The following is an 18193-nucleotide window of genomic DNA, read 5'->3' as shown; positions in this document are numbered from 1 at the left end:
TCTTTTATTATCAATGAGAAATAAAATGATAATTGTTAGCATTTAAATTACGAGATAAATCATATATATAAAACAGAAATTACTTGAAATCAAAACCAAAAATATTCATTTTACTACCCGATGGTATAGGGTTACGAAACTTTGCCTATTCGGAATTTCATACCATAGGCGAAAAAGAAAATTTCGATCTCGTGTTTTGGAACAACACCCCTTTTGATCTAACGACACTTGGTTTTACCGAAATTAAAATCGGAAATTCTAAATCACATCCTCTAACCGAGACGTATAAAAATGCTCGCAAGCAAATAGAGTTAAACCTGAATATTCGAAGGACTAAAGACCGCGTTTATGACACCTATCGCTTCCCTTTTTTGTACAATACTGTAAAAAAGGCGATTAAGAGCAGTGTCACTCAATTAATGTCTTTTACGCATTCTTCGCAATATGGATTAACTCGTATTCGGAAAAAAATCAAACACAAAGAGCGTAAAACCCTGTATTATCATCAGTGTTTGGAAACTTTACAAAAGGAACGGCCTGCCTTTGTGTTTTGCACCAATCAGCGTCCGATGACGGCTATTGCTCCTTTGTTGGCGGCAGAAGAATTGGGTATTCCGACAGCCACCTTTATTTTCTCTTGGGATAATTTGCCCAAAGCCACAATGGTAGTCGAAACGGATTATTATTTTGTTTGGAGTGATTTGATGAAAAAAGAATTACTGTTCTATTATCCGTACCTTAAAGAGGAGCGGGTTTTTGTAACTGGCACTCCACAGTTTGAGTCGCATTTTGATAAGGCCAAGATACTGTCTAAAGAAGATTTTTGTAAACAGTACCACTTAGATTTAAATAAAAGATACATCTGCTACTCGGGTGATGATGTGACTACTTGTCCTGATGATCCCAAATATTTAGAAGATGTGGCTATAGCTGTTCGTGAATTGAATCAAAAAGGGCATGCACTAGGTATTGTTTTTAGACGTTGTCCAGTTGATTTCTCTACTCGTTATGATAAAGTCTTGGAAGACTATAAAGATGTAATTACTCCAATTGTTCCTCTTTGGGAACGAATCGGAGAAGGTTGGAATACGATATTGCCTACGCCTGATGATATTGCGCTACAAAATGCAACCATTGAGCACACGGAAATGGTTGTCAATTTGGGTTCTTCTATGGTATTTGATTATGTGGCGCATCACAAACCGTGTGCTTTTATCAATTACGATGTTGACCAAAAGATAATTACCGATTGGTCGGTTAAAAAAATATACCAATATGTTCACTTTCGTTCGATGCCTAATAAAGAAGCTGTTTTATGGATCAATAGTCCAAGGGAAATCTCGACAATCATCGAAAAAGGAATCACTACACCTTCGTTAATAATCGAAAATGCACAAAAATGGTTTGAAATAATCAATCAACAGCCACCGCAAGAAGCTTCTCAACGCATTTGGAAAGCCATTAAAACTATCATTTCTAAAGAATAATGCTTTTCTTTGCAAAGCAAAAATCAATTCAAATCAAGACTACTGCATTATATGTAATTTACCTAATGAGTTAGTGAGAATTAGTGTAATTCGTGTTAGTTTTTTTAATATAAAATATGTTTTTCAACTCCTTGGCTTTTGCCATTTTTTTACCAATAGTTTTTTTTTTGTATTGGTTTGTTTTTAATAAAACTAAAAACACCCAAAACGCTTTACTGATACTTGCCAGTTATTACTTCTATTCCTGCTGGGATTGGCGGTTTTTATTCCTGTTGGTGTTTTCTACTTTTTTGGATTATTACACAGGTATCCGAATCGAAAAAAGCGCTAATGAGAAAGGGCGAAAGTTTTGGTTTTGGCTCAGTATTCTGGTCAATTTAGGATTTTTAGGGGGTTTTAAATACTTCAATTTTTTCTCGGATTCGTTTGCTCAACTACTTACTTCTGTTGGGTTTAAAGCGAGTCCAATACTTCTGGATGTGATTCTTCCTGTTGGAATTTCTTTTTACACCTTTCATGGCTTATCTTATGTAATTGATATTTATTACAAGCGCATCAAAGCGGAGTATAACTTTGTCGATTATTCTTTGTTTGTGAGTTATTTTCCACTGTTGGTGGCCGGACCAATCGAAAGAGCCACCCATTTATTGCCTCAGGTCAAAGTACAACGAAGCTTTGATTTGGAAAAGGCAAAAGAAGGCCTTGCCCAATTCGTTTGGGGATTGGTCAAAAAAGTTGTGATAGCCGATACTTGTGCGACTTATGCCAATGCAGTTTTTGATAACTATTCTTCTATGAATTCTTTATCCTTGATGCTGGGAGCTATTTATTTTGCATTTCAAATTTATGGTGATTTTTCAGGCTATTCTGATATGGCTTTAGGGATGTCAAAACTGTTTGGCATTGATTTATTGAAAAACTTCAATTATCCCTATTTTTCAAGAGACATCGCCGAATTCTGGAGACGCTGGCACATTTCGTTGTCCTCTTGGTTCAGGGATTATTTATACATTCCTCTAGGAGGCAGTCAAGGTGGAATGTGGTTCAAGATTCGCAATACCTTCATTATTTTCTTGGTGAGTGGTTTTTGGCACGGCGCTAATTGGACGTATGTAGTTTGGGGATTATTGAATGCCATTTACTTTCTACCTTTGTTGGTGTTGCAAAAAAACAGAAACAATACCGGCCCTGTGTTATTGAGCTACGATTGGAAAGGAATACAAACCATTTGGAACATTCTTTTGACTTTTACTTTAAGTACAATTGCTTGGGTCTTTTTTAGAGCAAAATCCATAACCGATGCGGTTTTGTATTTAAAGCAAATGGTCATCAACGGAGATTTTAGTTCGCAGTATTTGTCAAACGAAAGGTACAATTACGAAATACTCCTTTTACTTGGTGTTTTTGTAGTGGTAGAATGGAACAATAGAAACCGAGTAGAACCCTTATCAGGACGCTATAGTCTCCTTAAATTTGGTTTGGCTATTGCTGCCATTATGGCTTTAGGGACTTTTTCAGATTATAAGGAGTTTATTTATTTTCAGTTTTAAGGTATAATTTTAACCCTGTCAGAGTTCCAAATTTTTACAGGGTTAAAACTCTGAGAGGGTTAGTTAAAAACAAGAATCACAAATGAAACAATTTTTACTATATACATTAAAAATACTACTACTAACGATAGTTATCGCTGTGGTATTGGATTTTGGCTATACTAAAGTCTTTTTACAATCCTCGAATAGGGGGAAAATTGAAAAAGTCTTCAATTCTACAGATGAAAAGTATGATGTAGTTATTTTAGGCTCCTCAAGGGCTAACAATCATTTTGTAGCTCAGATGTTTGAAGAAAGAGGATTAAAAACCTTTAACTACGGTATGAGTGGCGGCCATTTGTTTGAAGCTTCCTTGTTATTGAAATTGATGATAGAGCGCAACTATCTAATTAAAAACGTCATTTTGGAAGCCGATTTAAATTTGTCAAACGACCATCAAGCGGAAGGGATATCGGCGAAATTCTTGCCGTTTCTCCACGAATCCGAAACCATAAGAAGGCATTTTGAAAAGGAAGCAGATTATAGGGAGTTGTATTATATTCCTTTCTACCGTTATGTAAAGTATGATGCCAAAATTGGAGTACGAGAGGTTTTGGATACTTCTAGAAATAAACCTACTAGTTTATTAGACAACAAAGGATACTACCCTTTGGGGAAGAAACCGAATGCTAACATGAAAAATAATATTACGAATTTGAACCCTTTGAAAAAGAATCAATATTTTTACGAAATTAAGAAGTTTTGCGAACAAAAAGGAATTAAATTTATTGCTGTAATGACCCCAATGTGTGAAAATACAAAAGGAATGGATTATTTTGAAAAAGTAAAAAAACTATATCCAGAAATTCACAATTATGAAAAAGTCGTTTCAGAAGATCGTTATTTTTCATCTTGTGGACATTTGAATGATGCTGGTGCTAGATTGTTTACTGCTCGAATTTTAAAGGATTTTTTTAATTAACTGAGTTAACCCTTTCAGAGTTCAAAACTCTGAAACAGTTAAAAACGAAAAAAATAACATTGTAATTATGCATATCGCTTTCTTGACCCCAGAATATCCTCATCCTCGTGTCCTACACGCAGCGGGAATTGGTACTAGTATCAAAAACTTGGTTTTGGCTTTAGTAGTAAAAGGAGTACAAGTTTCGGTTTTTGTATACGGGCAAAGTGAAGGGGCTGTTTTTGAGGAAGCAGGAGTTACTATTCATTTGTTAAAAAGTCAAAAATACAAAGGGTTTGGCTGGTATTTTCATCGAAAATTTATTCAAAAATACCTCAACACACATATTGTTTCAGAAAAAATTGATTTAGTGGAGGCTCCCGATTGGACGGGTATCACAGCTTTTATGAAGCTAAAAGCACCATTGGTAATTCGTTTTCATGGGAGTGATACCTATTTTTGTCATTTGGAAAAAAGAAAACAAAAGTTTAAAAATTATTGGTTTGAGAAATTAGCGATGATACGAGCTAGCGCTTTTGTAGCTCCGACTGCCTTTGCAGCTGACGTGACGCAGCAATTGTTTGGTCTTACCCGCAAAAATATAAAGGTTATTTATAACGGATTAGACTTGAATGCGTTTAAAAATGACGCTCCTCTGCTTTATGAAAAAGGACTAATTTTATATGTTGGTACGATTATTCGAAAAAAGGGTGTATTAGAACTACCTGCTATTTTTAATAAAGTGAGAGAAGCAATTCCAGAAGCTCGATTGGTACTTATTGGAAGTGATTCTTTTGATATTCAAACGCAATCTTCATCCACATGGGAATTACTGAAAAAAGAATTTGAAGTGGAGGATCTAGAGCAAGTTTCGTATTTGGGAAAGATGTCTTATATAGCTGTAAAAGAGTATATTAGAAAAGCTAATGTGTGTGTTTTTCCTAGCTTTGCGGAAACTTTTGGAATGGTAACGATTGAAGCTATGGCCATGCAAAAACCAGTAGTAAGTAATGATTTTGAATGGTCTCAAGAAATGATAGCACATGGTGAAAGCGGTTTTTTGGTGCGTCCTTCAAAACACGCCGAGTTTGCTAAAAGAATTGTAACACTATTAGAAGAGGAGCATCTTTGTGAAAAAATGGGGGATGCAGCTAGACAAAGAGTGGAAACTATTTTTGATATTCAGCAAATTGCCCAACAGAATGTTGAATTGTATTCAGAAATAATACTAAAATCTCATAAGGAAAATGAAGTTAGAGGAATATAAAACAAATTCAGGTGAAATTATTCTCTATCAAGGTCATCCTGATTTTGAGATATTAGAAGAGCTTGCATTAGGCACTGGAGATATTTGGCACAGTTCTTTTGAACAAGGCTATAAAAATGTTTTTCAAGAATTGGTTTATCAAACTGCTACTTTTTTTTGGTATTTAAATGATTTCGATAGCCATGAACAATGTGTGAGTTGGAGGGTAAATCCAAGTGCTTTTGCCGTTCGGAAAACAGTTTGGGATATCCTAAACGGCTTTGATTCTGATTATGAGAATCTAGAATTACAAGCGTTAGATTTTGGCTATAACGCGGTACGAAATTCAGGAGCAGTTGCATTGTACGTAAAAGATTTATTTAGAACTACTGACGTTCAACAAATAAATATATCACCAAGAGATCGTTATGTTTTCTTTATAAAAAATTTCAAATTAGATCATGCTATATTCATGATTTATAGACAAGGTTTTTGGAAATGGAAGGAATGGGATGCTTTTTTTTACGCTAAAAAGAATTTTAAAAAATCCAAATTAAAACCAATAGTTAAACCTAAAGTTTTAAATGAAATAGAAGGGAATCCAAAGGTTAGTTATATCATTCCTACTATGCTTCGCCAAAAGTTTACTTTGCAATTACTGGAGGATTTGAGTCAACAATCTTATTTACCCACACAAGTAGTGGTAGTTGATGCAACCCCAATCAGTAATCGAGACGAGAGCTTGTATTTACAAAAAGAATATCCATTTGAATTAATGGTTAAATGGCAAGAATCCAAAGGGAGTTGTAGAGCAAGAAACGAAGCTATTGATTTGTGTATGGGAGATTATATAGTTTTTGGAGATGATGATATTCGAGTTCCAGCAAATTTTATAGAGAATCATATTCGATTTTTGCAAACCAATAAAGCTGGAGCTTGTAATGGATTAGATATTAGAGCTGATCACCAAAAACAAAATTTACAAGATTTGGAAGATAAATTGGAACAGCTAGGTGATAAAAGATGGATTACTGGTTGTGCTCAAATCTTTAGTAATGCCAATTCATGTGTTAAAAGCGAATATGTAAAACAATTGGTAGGGAACGACATAAATTTTGATGGAGGTTATGGTGAAGATGGTGATTTTGGTATGTCATTGTCAGAAATTGGTGTTACTGTATTGCATAATCCTTTTTCGGTAAATTTACACCTCAAACCACCCATAGGAGGTTACCGATTTTGGGGGACCCAAGCAAAGATTATAGGTAAGAAACGAAAGAGGCAACCTTGGGAATTGGATACTCCAGTGAAATGGGTTCGACCTGTTCCAAGTCCCACTGTATTGTATGGTTTTGTTAAACATTTTACTCCACAACAAGTAATCGAATACAAACAAAAACATTTTTTTCTGTATTTGTTTAAAGGACCTAAAGTGACCTTTTTATATCGATTTATTAGAATGCCCTACAAAAATATTCAATTTAAAAAATCCCTTTTTTATGCTAAAAAATTAGTCGCATTGGGGAAAAGAACTCAATAAATATGAAATTTTCACTCATCATTTGTACCTATCTGCGTCCCAAACCTTTGTTGCAATTGTTGCAATCGGTGCAGGAACAAACTTTATATCCTGATGAAATTCTGATTATTGATGGGTCAACTAACGATGCTACTCAAGTTGTTTTGGAGCAAAATCATTTCCAAAACTTACACTATTTTTTAGTGCCCAAAGAACAAAGAGGTTTGACCAAGCAACGCAATTTTGGAATCGATAAGATAGGTGCGGACAGTGAAATCGTTTGTTTTTTGGATGATGATACGGTTTTGTCAACCTATTATTTTGAGCAATTACTAAACACTTACCAAAAATATCCAGATGCGCTAGGAGTAGGCGGGTACATTCATAACGAAACCAAGTGGGAACCTATAGATGCTAATTATAAGCCTCAAATAGATGAGTTTTGTTTTGATGGATGGAAAAGAAAAGACGGAAGTCGATTTGTTTTAAGGAAAAAGTTAGGATTAGATAGTGATTGTCCGCCAGGATTTTCTTCTTTGTATTCACATGGAAGAAGTGTAGGTTTTTTACCTCCAAGCGATAAAATTTATGAAGTAGAACAATTGATGGGAGGCGTTTCATCTTTTAATAAAAAGGTGTTTGAAACCCATCAGTTTTCGACTTATTTTGAAGGCTATGGCTTGTACGAAGATGCAGATTTTTGTTTACGAGTTGCTAAAACAGGTAAATTATACCTGAATACAGCTGCAAAATTGAACCATTATCATGCTGCTTCAGGGCGTCCTAATCAATTTCATTATGGCAAAATGGTAGTGCGAAACGGTTGGTATGTTTGGCGGATAAAAAATCCAAAACCACTCTTTAAAGATCGATGGAAATGGCATGCGATTACTTTGCTATTGACTTTCATTCGATTTAGCAATACCTTTACTTCAAACCAACGTAAAGATGCCTTTACTGAAGCTTGTGGAAGAATGATAGGTTGGTGGAGTTTGATGTGGAATGTGCCTAAAAGATAGATAATGAAATTCGCCATCATCACTCATGTCATTCATAAAAAGCGAGGTAATCAGTATTTTGCTTATGCTCCTTATGTGAGAGAAATGAATGTTTGGGCAAAGTTTGTTAAGGAGCTAGTAATTGTAGGAGCGGTTGAAGAAAAAGAATTTACGGCTATAGATTGCGCCTATCATCATAATGAGATTGTTTTTATTCCCATTGATGCTATTGATGTGTTAAATTGGAAGTCAAGAATAACTACTTTTTTTAAACTGCCAAGAATTACTTGGCAAATTTTCAAAGCCATGTATCAAGCCGATCATATTCATTTGCGCTGTCCAGGTAATATTGGTTTGATCGGATGTTTGGTGCAGGTTTTATTTCCTTTCAAATCCAAAACGGCTAAGTATGCGGGAAACTGGGATCCTAAAGCCAAGCAACCTTGGAGCTATCGCTTACAAAAATGGCTCTTACATAATCCTTATCTGACTCGTAATATGCAGGTTTTGGTGTATGGGGAATGGGAAGGTAGTAGTAAAAATATAAAACCGTTTTTTACCGCGACGTATTGGGAAGCCGATAAAGTGCCTTTGAAACCCCTTACCTTTGCCAACCCGATCCGATTTGTTTTTGTAGGAACTTTGTCTTCAGGAAAACGTCCGATGTATGCTGTTGCCTTGGTTGAAGCTTTGTTTAAAAGAGGCTATGCTGTTCAATTGGAGCTGTATGGAGAAGGGATAGAAAGAGTCGTATTGGAAGACTATATTGAAAAGAATGATTTGAGAAGATTTATTGAATTGAAAGGCAATCAATCAAAAGAAGTTGTTATGACAGCTTACCAAAACAGTCATTTTGTACTCCTTCCTTCTCAAAGTGAGGGCTGGCCTAAAGCTATAGCAGAGGGGATGTTTTGGGGATGTGTCCCACTGGCGACCTCGATTTCTTGTGTTCCCTTTATGTTGAATTATGGTAAGAGAGGGGTTGTGTTAACTACTGAACTAGAACAAGATGTGCAGCAAGTAATGGCCATTTTGAATGATGAGGTAGATTATTTGGAAAAAAGAAAGAATGCCTCCGATTGGTCCCGAAACTACACTTTGGATGTTTTTCAAAATGAAATACAAAGAATAGTTTCGACGTCTCGATGATTACCTTTAGTTTCTTATCTTATTAAAACGAACACTATATTTATGCGCATTTTACAACTCATAGACTCCTTAGAAGCCGGGGGTGCAGAGCGAATGGCTGTAAATTATGCCAATGCGCTTGTGGATACCCTAGGTTTTTCTGCGCTTGTAGCTACACGAAAGGAAGGAGCTTTGTTAGAACAAATCGATTCGAAAGTGACTTATCTTTTTTTGCATAAAAAAAGGCAACTTGATTTTGGAGCCCTATGGCGTTTGCGTTCTTTTGTTTTACAACATTCGATTACCCACATTCATGCCCATAGCACTTCGTTTTTTATTGCCTTTCTTCTTAAAATGACGATGCCCTCTCTGAAGATAATTCGACATGATCATTATGGGAATGCTTCTTTTTTAGCCAAGAGGCCTTGTAAAGTGTTACAATTCACGACATTTGGTTTTAGTGGTGTAATTGCAGTCAATCAGCAGTTAAAAGATTGGTCTGAGAAGCGATTAAAAGCTAGAAATGTTATTTATCTCCCTAATTTTATCCCATTAGCACCTAAAAAGTATACTAAAATAACCTGTCTAAACGGGAGAGCAGGAAAAAGAATAATAGTATTGGCAAATCTAAGACCTCAAAAAAATCATTTTATGCTATTGGATGTAGCCGCTCAAATGAAGTTGTCACATCCGGATTGGACCTTTCACTTGGTAGGGAAAGATTTTAATGACGAATATTCTCTTGCAATAAAAAACAAGATTAGAGCTTTGCAATTAGAAAATCAAGTATTTTTGTACGGTTCAAGAGCTGATATTAACTGTGTTTTGAATCAAAGCGATATTGGAATTTTGACTTCTGCTTCAGAGGGGTTACCTGTAGCCTTGTTGGAGTACGGGATGCAACCGTTACCTGTAGTGGTTACAGCCGTAGGTGAATTACCTAACATCATAAATAATGGTCTCAATGGTTGGTTAGTACCTTCTAATGAGGGAGTGCTTTTTTACAAGGTTTTGATTACTTTAATTTCGGATCCCTCAATGAGAAATAGGATGGCATTGGCTTTACAACAAACGGTTTTAGAAGGATATTTCTCAAAAGGTGTTTTACGAAAATACATACAATGGTTAGAAAATTTATAAAATGAAAAAAGAAGAGGTTGTTTATCTTTATTTATTAGCCCTACATGCTTTTTTAGGCTTTGTGTTTTTTTTGTTTCCTTTTCTAAGTAAAGTATATGGCATTGCGATATTGGTTTTTGGAATATATTACATTACTCAATCTAAAAATAAACATAACGAAGCGCTGTTAATGGCGGCTTATGCAGTAAGTGCCGAAATCATGCTAAGGATGACGGGAGGAGCTTTTGTAAACGAGTATGGAAAGTACCTCGTGGTACTTTTCCTGTTTTTAGGAATGATTTTTACTGGGTTTTCTAGAAATGCTCTAATTTATTGGTTGTTCTTGTTTTTTTTGGTACCAAGTATCGTCCTTTCTACCATAACCTTAGATATTACTACCGATGTTAAGAAAGCCATCGTTTTTAATATATCAGGACCAGTTTGTCTGGGGATTTCTGCTATTTATTGCTTCAAGCGTGAGCTAACTTTTCAACGATTACTAGGGATAGTCACTGCTTTTTCATTGCCTTTACTATGTTTGGTCACGTATTTGTATTTTTATACGCCCAACATACAAGATGTGGTTACGGGTACTCAATCCAATTTTGAAACTTCGGGGGGATTTGGTCCCAATCAAGTTTCTACTATTTTGGGTTTTGGTATATTTATCTTTTTTGTGCAATTGATGCTCAATTCCTCTAATGGATTGCTTCAGATGATAAATGGTGGGTTAGTGCTAGTATTTGCTTTTAGAGGTTTGGTTACATTCTCTAGAGGAGGAGTTTATACAGGTGTTGCTATGATACTTTTACTATTAGCGATTTTGTATTTTCAAGCTAATTTTCAAACCAAGCCTAAAATTGCGGGGATTATTCTATTATCTTTTTTAGCTACTCTAGCTGTTTGGAGTTATAGTTCTATAAAAACCAATGGATTATTAGATAAACGCTATGCCAATCAAGATGCGAAAGGAAGAAAGAAAGAAAGTCAACTTACTGGTAGGGAAATTTTAATTGAGTCCGAATTGAAAATGTTTTATGAAAACCCTATTTTAGGTGTGGGGGTTGGGAAAAATAAAGAATTGAGAGCGTCTCAATCAGGAATCCAAGCGGCTTCACACAATGAGATTAGTCGAATGTTGGCTGAGCATGGAGCATTAGGGGTAATAGGATTGTTGATTTTATTGTTGACACCACTTTATTTATTTGCAGTTGACCGACAAAACATACTAGCACTTTCTTTTTTTATATTTTGGTTATTAACTATTAATCATGCTGCAATGCGTTTATCCGCTCCTGCTTTTATCTATGCCTTATCACTTTTAAAAGTTTATCGTGAAGCACCTGCTGTACATAGGAAATAAGTTAGCCCACACGGGAGCGAATCCCACGTGTATAGATAGTCTAGGACTGCTGTTGGAAGGTGAAGATTATCGGTTGACCTATGCCTCAGGATATAAACATAAATTGTTGCGATTTCTTCATATGATAATCACAACAGCATTTGTTAAAAAAGTTGATTATGTATTGATTGATACGTATAGTACCACAAATTTTTGGTATGCTTACTGGGTGGGTCAATTATGTCGTTTTAGGAAGCTGAAGTATATCCCTATTTTGCATGGAGGCAATTTACCTCAAAGATGGCAAACACATCCCAAAAGCTGTGCGTTGCTTTTTAATCATGCTTATCGAAATGTTTGTCCATCTTTTTATTTGACGCAAGCTTTTGAGCAAATGGGGTGTCCTAATTTAGTGATTATTCCTAATCCTATAATTATAAATGATTATACTTTTAAAGAAAGAACTGAAATACAACCAAAACTATTGTGGGTGCGCGCTTTTGCTGATTTATATCACCCTGCTATGGCGGTTCAGGTTTTGGCTGCACTAGTTCAAGAATTTCCTGAAGCCGAACTTTGCATGGTGGGATCAGACAAAGACGGTAGTCTTGAAAAAACAAAAAAAATAGCTCAAGATTTAGGTTTAAACGTTATTTTTCCAGGGCAATTATCTAAGAAAGAATGGGTGCTTTTGTCCGAACAATATGATTTTTTTCTTAATACCACCCATTTCGATAATATGCCGGTGAGTGTAATTGAAGCTATGAGTTTAGGATTAGTTGTGATCTCCACTCGGGTAGGTGGCATTCCTTTTTTGATTGAAAATCATGTCGATGGCCTTTTAGTAGCAGATAACGATGTACAAGCGATGAATAGTGCTATTCAGTTTTTGATGAAAAATCCTTCAGAATTTAGTAAAATCACCAAAAAAGCGAGGGAAAAAGCTGCTTTTTTTGAATGGGAAAGGGTCAAAGAAAAATGGTTCATAATTTTTAATAATCGTTCCTAGTATGGTTAAAATTCAGTAACTTGCGTCTCAATACCACAGTTATATGAATAAGAAAAGAATACATTTCGAACTTTCGGAAAGAAAACTTCTATTACGAATAGTAGACCTTGTTGTAGTACTAGGAGCATTGTATTTATTAACTGTATTTTTCCCATTCACTTATTTTGAATTTTCTTCCACTACTTTTTATTGGACTATAGTTTTTTCTGTTTATTTATTGCTCTTAGGAGGTGTTTTTGAAATGTATAATCTACAAGTCGCTAGTCATCCGTTTCAGATTTTAAAAAGTACCATTTTAACCGCTACTGCTACTGTTTTAGCTTATTTGTTAACGCCTGTTTTATCACCACAATTACCCAAAAGTAGAATACAATTATTGTTTTTTTATGCTACTGTTTTTTTTGCTTTATATCTTTGGCGTATTTTTTATGTTAAGTTTTTAGCGTCCAATCGTTTTGTGCAAAACGTAATTTTGATTTGTGATAAAGGGCAATTAGAGCAATTGGTTGTCGATTTAGAAGATGCTGATCCTTATTATAAAATTATAGGCTATGTTAATTCTGATAAAGGAAATTTGGATGATTCCAAGTATAAGCTTAAACGAGAAATTCCGGTAGAGCAGTTGACTAAATTTGTATCTAGAAGTGGGGTTTCTGAAATTGTAGTTGCCTCCCAAAAAACTGATGGAATTACTACAGAATTGTATCAGCAACTTTTGCATTTGCTTGAATCAGGAAAAAGTATACGGGAGTATGTTCATGTGTATGAAAATAAAACCCAGCGTATACCTGTCCATCAAATTGCCGAAGATTTTTACCGTTTTTTTCCATTTAGTCGGAGCAATCAGAACAAATTATACTTGTATCAGGTACGTTTTTTTGAATTGCTATTTTCAATAACGGGTATTATAATTGGTGCACTACTAGTCCCATTTTTATTAATAGCCAATTGGTTTTGGAATCGAGGTCCTTTGTTTTACACTCAGGATCGTGTGGGAAAAGATGGTGTCCTGTTCAAAATTTATAAGTTTAGAAGTATGGTAACCAATGCCGAGATCAATGGTGCTGTATTTTCTAAAGTTGGAGACACCAGAGTAACCCCTTTTGGTAAATTTTTACGTAAAACCCGTATCGACGAAATTCCTCAGTTTTTAAATATTCTAAAAGGCGACATGGGAGTGATTGGGCCACGTCCCGAGCGACCGATGTTTGTGGAAGAGATTTCGGATATTATGCCTTTTTACGAAACTCGTCATATTATCAAACCAGGATTAACCGGATGGGCTCAAGTAAATTATAATTATGGAGAGTCTATAGAAGAGAGTTTAGTGAAACTGCAATATGATTTGTATTATATCAAACATCGTAGCGTTTTTATTGATATTAGTATTATTTTTAAAACTATTTCTACTGTGGTGTTTTATAGAGGACAGTAAAATAGTTTTAAGTCCGAAGTGATTAGCGATTGGCTCTTAGTTTTGTACTAAGCTTTTTCTTTAGTGTCAGATCTTATTTAAGATTGATGTATCTCCTTGTTTATTCGATATACTATAAATGAAGTGACTCCAGTCAAAGGTAACAGGAACCAAAACGGCGCTTTATTGATTAATAGTATGGTGTAAATCAAAAAGCATCCCCAAGTAAAGTAAGTCAGCCATTTTGTGACTTTTTTATTTTTTTGAAGTACAAAAAAGACCAATAAGAGTAAAGTAGGATTAAATAATAGAACATTATAGTTGTTGGTCAATTCTGGATGAAAAGAATACCATCCCATAAAAAGAAAGAACAATCCGAGAACACCCATTACGATCAAAAAAACCAATGCTATACTTCTTTTTTTCCAGAAGACTAGTAATAATAAAAAAGCACCATAGGTATAAGCATTATTCCACCACGAGTGAGGTGTTGTGGGAGTAACCGTTAAAAGTGAGACAATAGGTTCGCTAAGGGATTTGTTTTTATACTTAGCGATTTTAAGACTTTCCAATAAATCAAAGGGAAGAAAAAGGGTAGTTGCTTTTTCATCTACTTTGGTACCAAAGATAATGCTGGTGCCTAACTGCTCATAAAAATGATGGTCAAAGTAAGGAAACAAAACGCTGCGATAGGTACTTTCGGTTGCTTTGGTTTTGGTAATTACTTTAGTTCCTAGTGCCTCATTAAGTAAATCGACCACCATAGTAGTACAGTTTTTATCGATAAACTTATAGGTGTAAAATCGATCTTCTGACTGTAAAGTGCTATTGAGTTGATCAAAAAGATGTTGTTTTAAAGGGAGTGCTATGCGCAATTTTTGTTCATATACACTTCTTCCTTCGTATTGGTATTGACTGATAAAGTCCAAATAGGAGTGAGCAACAACAAAATATTGTAGGTCTCCCTTAGCAAATTTCGCCACAAAATTGGGTGTAGAAAAGTCAAATGCTCCATAATTATATACCACATCTAGCGCTTGACTCGGGTCACTAATTCGGAGTGCTGTATGCCCGAAAAGCGAATAAGATTCATTACCAGTCGCACAAGTTAACACGCTTACTGTGGTTTTTGGTGTGAGAGGTAAAAGTTGTGCTGAAGTTGTTAAACTCCATAATGCAACAAAGAATAGTAAAAATTTATTTAAAGCAGTAGATGCAGTAGTCCTATTCATAAAAAAGGAAAAATTAGTAAGTGGTGTAAAAATAGCGCATTCTGTGGAATTCATGGTATTCGCTAGGATAAAATTATTTAAGTTTTTGCTACGGATTTGTAGTAATTTGGTTAATTGTTTAATCGCTTAACTGTTTAATGATGTTGCCCTTTGCGGTTAAGTTTTTAGCTACTGTTGCTGGTGTTTTTGTCCCCCTTTTTGGGGTTAGGGGCTTTTCACCTTCTAAATTGCCCCAAATCCACTTTTACCGAGAAAATATTTGAATATAAAGATACGCCTTGGCTACCTAAATTCGTCAAAGCGTAATCTATTTGAATGCCTCGATATTGAAATCCCAATCCGATGTTGGGCTGAAAATTGGTTTTTTCGCTGGCGTCTAATTGGGTTACTTTTTGAAAATTCCCTAAACCTGCTCTTAGAAAAACCAAATCCGTATAGCCCAATTCGAATCCTAAAGCAGGGTCAATGCTCACGAAGTCACTTGTAATAATATCATTAGTTTTGGTAAAGCGCATATTCAGGTTGGCAGCTGCCAATAGACTATAGTCGTAGTGAAAAACGAATTTTTTAGAAATGCCAAGTTGTGCTTTTGGGGCTGTAATTTCGGTGCTTTCGGGAAGTTCTTGGTTTTGACCAGGAATAGCATCGGCTATGGCTTGGTATTTTTCTTCATCAATATTCCAAATATTGTAAGTGGTAGTTAGGTCTCGAACAAGTAAGCCAAACTGCCAATTGTTGCGTTCAAATTGCAAACCTACATCAAAACCAAAGCCCCAAGAATTGGCAAAATCTCCAATGATTCGGCGCACTACTTTGGCGTTGACTCCATATTGAAAACCAGGAACTGGGAGTTTTCTAGCATAAGAAAAGGTAAAACCATAATCGGCAGTAGAGAATAATTCAATACGGTTGTAATCAATATTGCCTTGATTGTCGATGAGTTCGGTAGTATTCAAAATATCATCCACTCCAAAACGAATCAATGAGATGCCCCAGCTACTTCTGTCATCTATGGGTGAGGCATAGGCCAAATAGTCGTATTGCGCAATATTGGCAAAATAGTTAGCGTGCATAGCGGCTACTTGATGGTCTTTGAGATGCGTTAAACCAGCCGGATTCCAATAGCCTGCATTGACATCAGCAGTGAAAGAAACCGCAGTATTCGACATTCCTAAAGCCGCCGCATCTACACCAATGTTTAGAAACTCATTGGAATATTTTCGGACCGTTTGAGCGCATAATGAGCAAGTACCAAGTACTAAAAAAAACGAAAGAATCTTTTTCAAAAGCAAGGAGAGCTAGTTGGGGTGAATAATTTTTTCAAAAATAGAATTTTTTAGGGAGCTTATTCCTCACTTTCAAGAGAATTCTCTTTTCTTTAAAAAATGCTGAAGAAACTCTGATAAAAAACGCACTTCTCTTTCACTTATTATCTTACTTTTGCGAGTACAATTTTTTTAATACCGATTCCGATGACTTTCAAAAAACACATTCCTAATAGTATTACCTTATTGAACTTATTTTGTGGTTGTATTGCTATCACTTTTGTGGTGCAACAACAATTCGAAATGGCCTTTTATTTTGTTTGTTTAGGAATTTTTCTTGATTTTTTTGATGGTTTTTTTGCACGCCTCTTTCAGGTTTCAAGCCCTTTAGGATTACAATTGGATTCTTTGGCTGATATGGTGACTAGCGGCGTAGTTCCAGGATTGACAATGTTTTATATGATGCTGAAAGCCTTTGGTTTACAGATTAGTTCCCCGTTTTCTGGTCAGTATGCGTTGGCTTTTTTGGGTTTTTTGATCACGCTAGGTTCTTGTTATCGATTGGCTAATTTTAATATTGACACGCGTCAAACCGACTCTTTTATTGGTTTGCCTACTCCAGCCAACGCTTTGTTTATTTTGAGTTTGCCCTTGGTTGTTCGTCATTTCGATTCGTTTATGATGTTCGAATTATTGTCGAATTATGGTGTACTTTTGGCTATCAGTATTGGGAGTGCTTACATTTTGAATGCTGAAATTCCTCTGTTTTCTTTGAAAGTCAAAAAACTTACCGTTCGAGATAATAAATTGACCTTTTTCTTTCTGGCGGTTTCTGTTTTGCTATTGGTGACGTTGCAATTTTTAGGGATTCCATTAGTCATACTTTTTTATATTTTTCTTTCTATCCTTAACAATAAATGGATAAAGTAATAGGGATTTCAAGATGAGGAAAGTGACCAAAAACTATCCCAGACGTCGACCGAATAAGAAAAACAACCAAGGTATAGCTGCCCTCAAAAAATATGTATGGGCTGCCTTTGGATTACTATTTTTAGGAAGTGTCATTTATCATTATCGTACAGCTTTTGCGTATTATTTAGGTTTTAAATCCAATAAGCTCAGTAAAACTGATGTTTTTTCGGAAGCTAGAAATTTGCGAGTACTCGAAAAACACGACGGAAAAACCGTAGGAATTGATGTGTCAGAATATCAAGGTAAAATAAGTTGGTCGTATGTCGATACGATTGAGAACCAATACCCTCTGCATTTTGTGTTTATCCGTGCCACTGCTGGCAATGATGCGGTTGACAGACGTTTCAAGCGCAATTGGGAAGGGGCTAAAAAGAACAAAATGATTCGTGGCGCTTATCACTATTATCGTCCGAATGAGAACTCTTTAGAACAAGCTGAGTTATTTATCAAAACGGTACGATTGCAAACCGGAGATTTACCTCCAGTATTGGACATTGAAAAATTACCCAAAAATCAGTCGATGACCAACCTCAAAAAAGGACTTAAAAGATGGTTGCAAGCCATAGAAAATCATTATAAAGTCAAACCCATTATTTATACAGGTGAGAAATACTACGATGATTTTTTGAAAGAAGAATTCAGTGATTACCTCTTTTGGATAGCCAATTATAATTTTTATCGAGAAGAAATTCAAGACGATTGGTTGTTTTGGCAATTTACGGAACGAGCTGCTGTTCCTGGAATTGAGGGAAATGTAGATGTCAATATTTACAATGGCGATTTGCAACAATTGCAATTCATTACAGTCGAGTAATCATAGAATCTTTGAGTTTACTTTTGATTCATTTTAATTGGTTACTGCTTAATCGATTAGTTGTTGTACACTTTGTATTCCTTGAGTAAATCTTTGTGTTCTTTGTAGTTACATTTTCTTTACTATTTTCTATTTCTGGCTTTTCTGTAGCATAAAAC

At 35.4% G+C, this 18193-nt stretch carries 15 protein-coding genes; 13 read left to right on the top strand and 2 right to left on the bottom strand.

The annotated features are described in order from the left end of the window. Positions 1–83 precede the first annotated feature (83 nt). The 11 genes from WFZ86_RS01990 to WFZ86_RS01940 all read left to right on the top strand — a co-directional run bounded on the left by WFZ86_RS01990 (position 84) and on the right by WFZ86_RS01940 (position 13773). Positions 84–1487, top strand: a complete 1404-nt coding sequence (locus tag WFZ86_RS01990; protein ID WP_342690381.1) for a UDP-glycosyltransferase — start codon at positions 84–86, stop codon at positions 1485–1487. Positions 1488–1603: 116 nt separating this feature from the next. Next, positions 1604–3037 (top strand): MBOAT family O-acyltransferase, encoded by a 1434-nt coding sequence (locus WFZ86_RS01985; RefSeq protein ID WP_342690380.1) that lies wholly within the window; start codon positions 1604–1606, stop codon positions 3035–3037. A gap of 82 nt (positions 3038–3119) precedes the next feature. Beyond that, on the top strand, positions 3120–3998 hold the full coding sequence (locus WFZ86_RS01980) for a hypothetical protein (RefSeq protein ID WP_342690379.1): 879 nt from the start codon (positions 3120–3122) through the stop codon (positions 3996–3998). 67 nt (positions 3999–4065) lie between these two features. Next, entirely contained in the window at positions 4066–5244 is a 1179-nt protein-coding gene (locus WFZ86_RS01975) for a glycosyltransferase family 4 protein (RefSeq protein ID WP_342690378.1), read from the top strand. Next, positions 5225–6763, top strand: a complete 1539-nt coding sequence (locus WFZ86_RS01970) for a glycosyltransferase family 2 protein (protein WP_342690377.1) — start codon at positions 5225–5227, stop codon at positions 6761–6763. Before WFZ86_RS01975 ends, WFZ86_RS01970 begins: the two co-directional genes overlap by 20 nt. A 2-nt stretch (positions 6764–6765) precedes the next feature. Continuing rightward, entirely contained in the window at positions 6766–7761 is a 996-nt protein-coding gene (locus WFZ86_RS01965; RefSeq protein WP_342690376.1) for a glycosyltransferase family 2 protein, read from the top strand. 3 nt (positions 7762–7764) lie between these two features. Then, complete coding sequence (locus tag WFZ86_RS01960) at positions 7765–8889, top strand: glycosyltransferase (RefSeq protein ID WP_342690375.1); 1125 nt, start codon at positions 7765–7767, stop codon at positions 8887–8889. A gap of 42 nt (positions 8890–8931) precedes the next feature. Then, entirely contained in the window at positions 8932–10008 is a 1077-nt protein-coding gene (locus WFZ86_RS01955) for a glycosyltransferase (RefSeq protein WP_342690374.1), read from the top strand. A 1-nt stretch (position 10009) separates the two neighbouring features. Beyond that, the gene (locus WFZ86_RS01950) at positions 10010–11350 is read left to right on the top strand and encodes an O-antigen ligase family protein (RefSeq protein WP_342690373.1); all 1341 of its coding nucleotides are present in this window, start codon (positions 10010–10012) and stop codon (positions 11348–11350) included. Continuing rightward, entirely contained in the window at positions 11322–12338 is a 1017-nt protein-coding gene (locus WFZ86_RS01945) for a glycosyltransferase family 4 protein (protein WP_342690372.1), read from the top strand. Before WFZ86_RS01950 ends, WFZ86_RS01945 begins: the two co-directional genes overlap by 29 nt. A gap of 43 nt (positions 12339–12381) precedes the next feature. Then, entirely contained in the window at positions 12382–13773 is a 1392-nt protein-coding gene (locus WFZ86_RS01940; RefSeq protein ID WP_342690371.1) for an exopolysaccharide biosynthesis polyprenyl glycosylphosphotransferase, read from the top strand. A 77-nt stretch (positions 13774–13850) separates the two neighbouring features. Here WFZ86_RS01940 and WFZ86_RS01935 read toward each other — a convergent pair whose 3' ends face one another. Next, positions 13851–15038, bottom strand: coding sequence for a lipoprotein N-acyltransferase Lnb domain-containing protein (locus WFZ86_RS01935; RefSeq protein WP_342690370.1), 1188 nt, complete (start codon positions 15036–15038; stop codon positions 13851–13853). 161 nt (positions 15039–15199) lie between these two features. Beyond that, positions 15200–16270, bottom strand: a complete 1071-nt coding sequence (locus WFZ86_RS01930; RefSeq protein WP_342690369.1) for a putative type IX sorting system protein PorV2 — start codon at positions 16268–16270, stop codon at positions 15200–15202. 186 nt (positions 16271–16456) lie between these two features. On the opposite strand from WFZ86_RS01930, the gene WFZ86_RS01925 reads away from it, so the two are divergent. Together WFZ86_RS01925 and WFZ86_RS01920 are read left to right on the top strand one after the other, a co-directional pair. Then, positions 16457–17179 (top strand): CDP-alcohol phosphatidyltransferase family protein, encoded by a 723-nt coding sequence (locus WFZ86_RS01925; protein ID WP_342690368.1) that lies wholly within the window; start codon positions 16457–16459, stop codon positions 17177–17179. Positions 17180–17192: 13 nt separating this feature from the next. Then, positions 17193–18035, top strand: a complete 843-nt coding sequence (locus WFZ86_RS01920; protein WP_425402849.1) for a glycoside hydrolase family 25 protein — start codon at positions 17193–17195, stop codon at positions 18033–18035. Positions 18036–18193: the final 158 nt, after the last annotated feature.

The organism is Flavobacterium polysaccharolyticum (assembly GCF_038739875.1).
Lineage (GTDB): Bacteria > Bacteroidota > Bacteroidia > Flavobacteriales > Flavobacteriaceae > Flavobacterium > Flavobacterium polysaccharolyticum.
The sequence above is the reverse complement of the archived record's forward strand: the minus strand, read 5'-3'. Positions and strand labels throughout refer to the sequence as shown.

What these genes read in the sequence shown, in the direction of transcription:
- WFZ86_RS01940 (WP_342690371.1), top strand. Translation starts at nt 12,382, where the DNA reads ATGAATAAGAAAAGAATACATTTCGAACTTTCGGAAAGAAAACTTCTA.
- WFZ86_RS01960 (WP_342690375.1), top strand. Translation starts at nt 7,765, where the DNA reads ATGAAATTCGCCATCATCACTCATGTCATTCATAAAAAGCGAGGTAAT.
- WFZ86_RS01950 (WP_342690373.1), top strand. Translation starts at nt 10,010, where the DNA reads ATGAAAAAAGAAGAGGTTGTTTATCTTTATTTATTAGCCCTACATGCT.
- WFZ86_RS01955 (WP_342690374.1), top strand. Translation starts at nt 8,932, where the DNA reads ATGCGCATTTTACAACTCATAGACTCCTTAGAAGCCGGGGGTGCAGAG.
- WFZ86_RS01925 (WP_342690368.1), top strand. Translation starts at nt 16,457, where the DNA reads ATGACTTTCAAAAAACACATTCCTAATAGTATTACCTTATTGAACTTA.
- WFZ86_RS01970 (WP_342690377.1), top strand. Translation starts at nt 5,225, where the DNA reads ATGAAGTTAGAGGAATATAAAACAAATTCAGGTGAAATTATTCTCTAT.
- WFZ86_RS01980 (WP_342690379.1), top strand. Translation starts at nt 3,120, where the DNA reads ATGAAACAATTTTTACTATATACATTAAAAATACTACTACTAACGATA.
- WFZ86_RS01965 (WP_342690376.1), top strand. Translation starts at nt 6,766, where the DNA reads ATGAAATTTTCACTCATCATTTGTACCTATCTGCGTCCCAAACCTTTG.
- WFZ86_RS01975 (WP_342690378.1), top strand. Translation starts at nt 4,066, where the DNA reads ATGCATATCGCTTTCTTGACCCCAGAATATCCTCATCCTCGTGTCCTA.
- WFZ86_RS01920 (WP_425402849.1), top strand. Translation starts at nt 17,193, where the DNA reads ATGAGGAAAGTGACCAAAAACTATCCCAGACGTCGACCGAATAAGAAA.
- WFZ86_RS01935 (WP_342690370.1), bottom strand. Translation starts at nt 15,038, where the DNA reads ATGAATTCCACAGAATGCGCTATTTTTACACCACTTACTAATTTTTCC.
- WFZ86_RS01985 (WP_342690380.1), top strand. Translation starts at nt 1,604, where the DNA reads ATGTTTTTCAACTCCTTGGCTTTTGCCATTTTTTTACCAATAGTTTTT.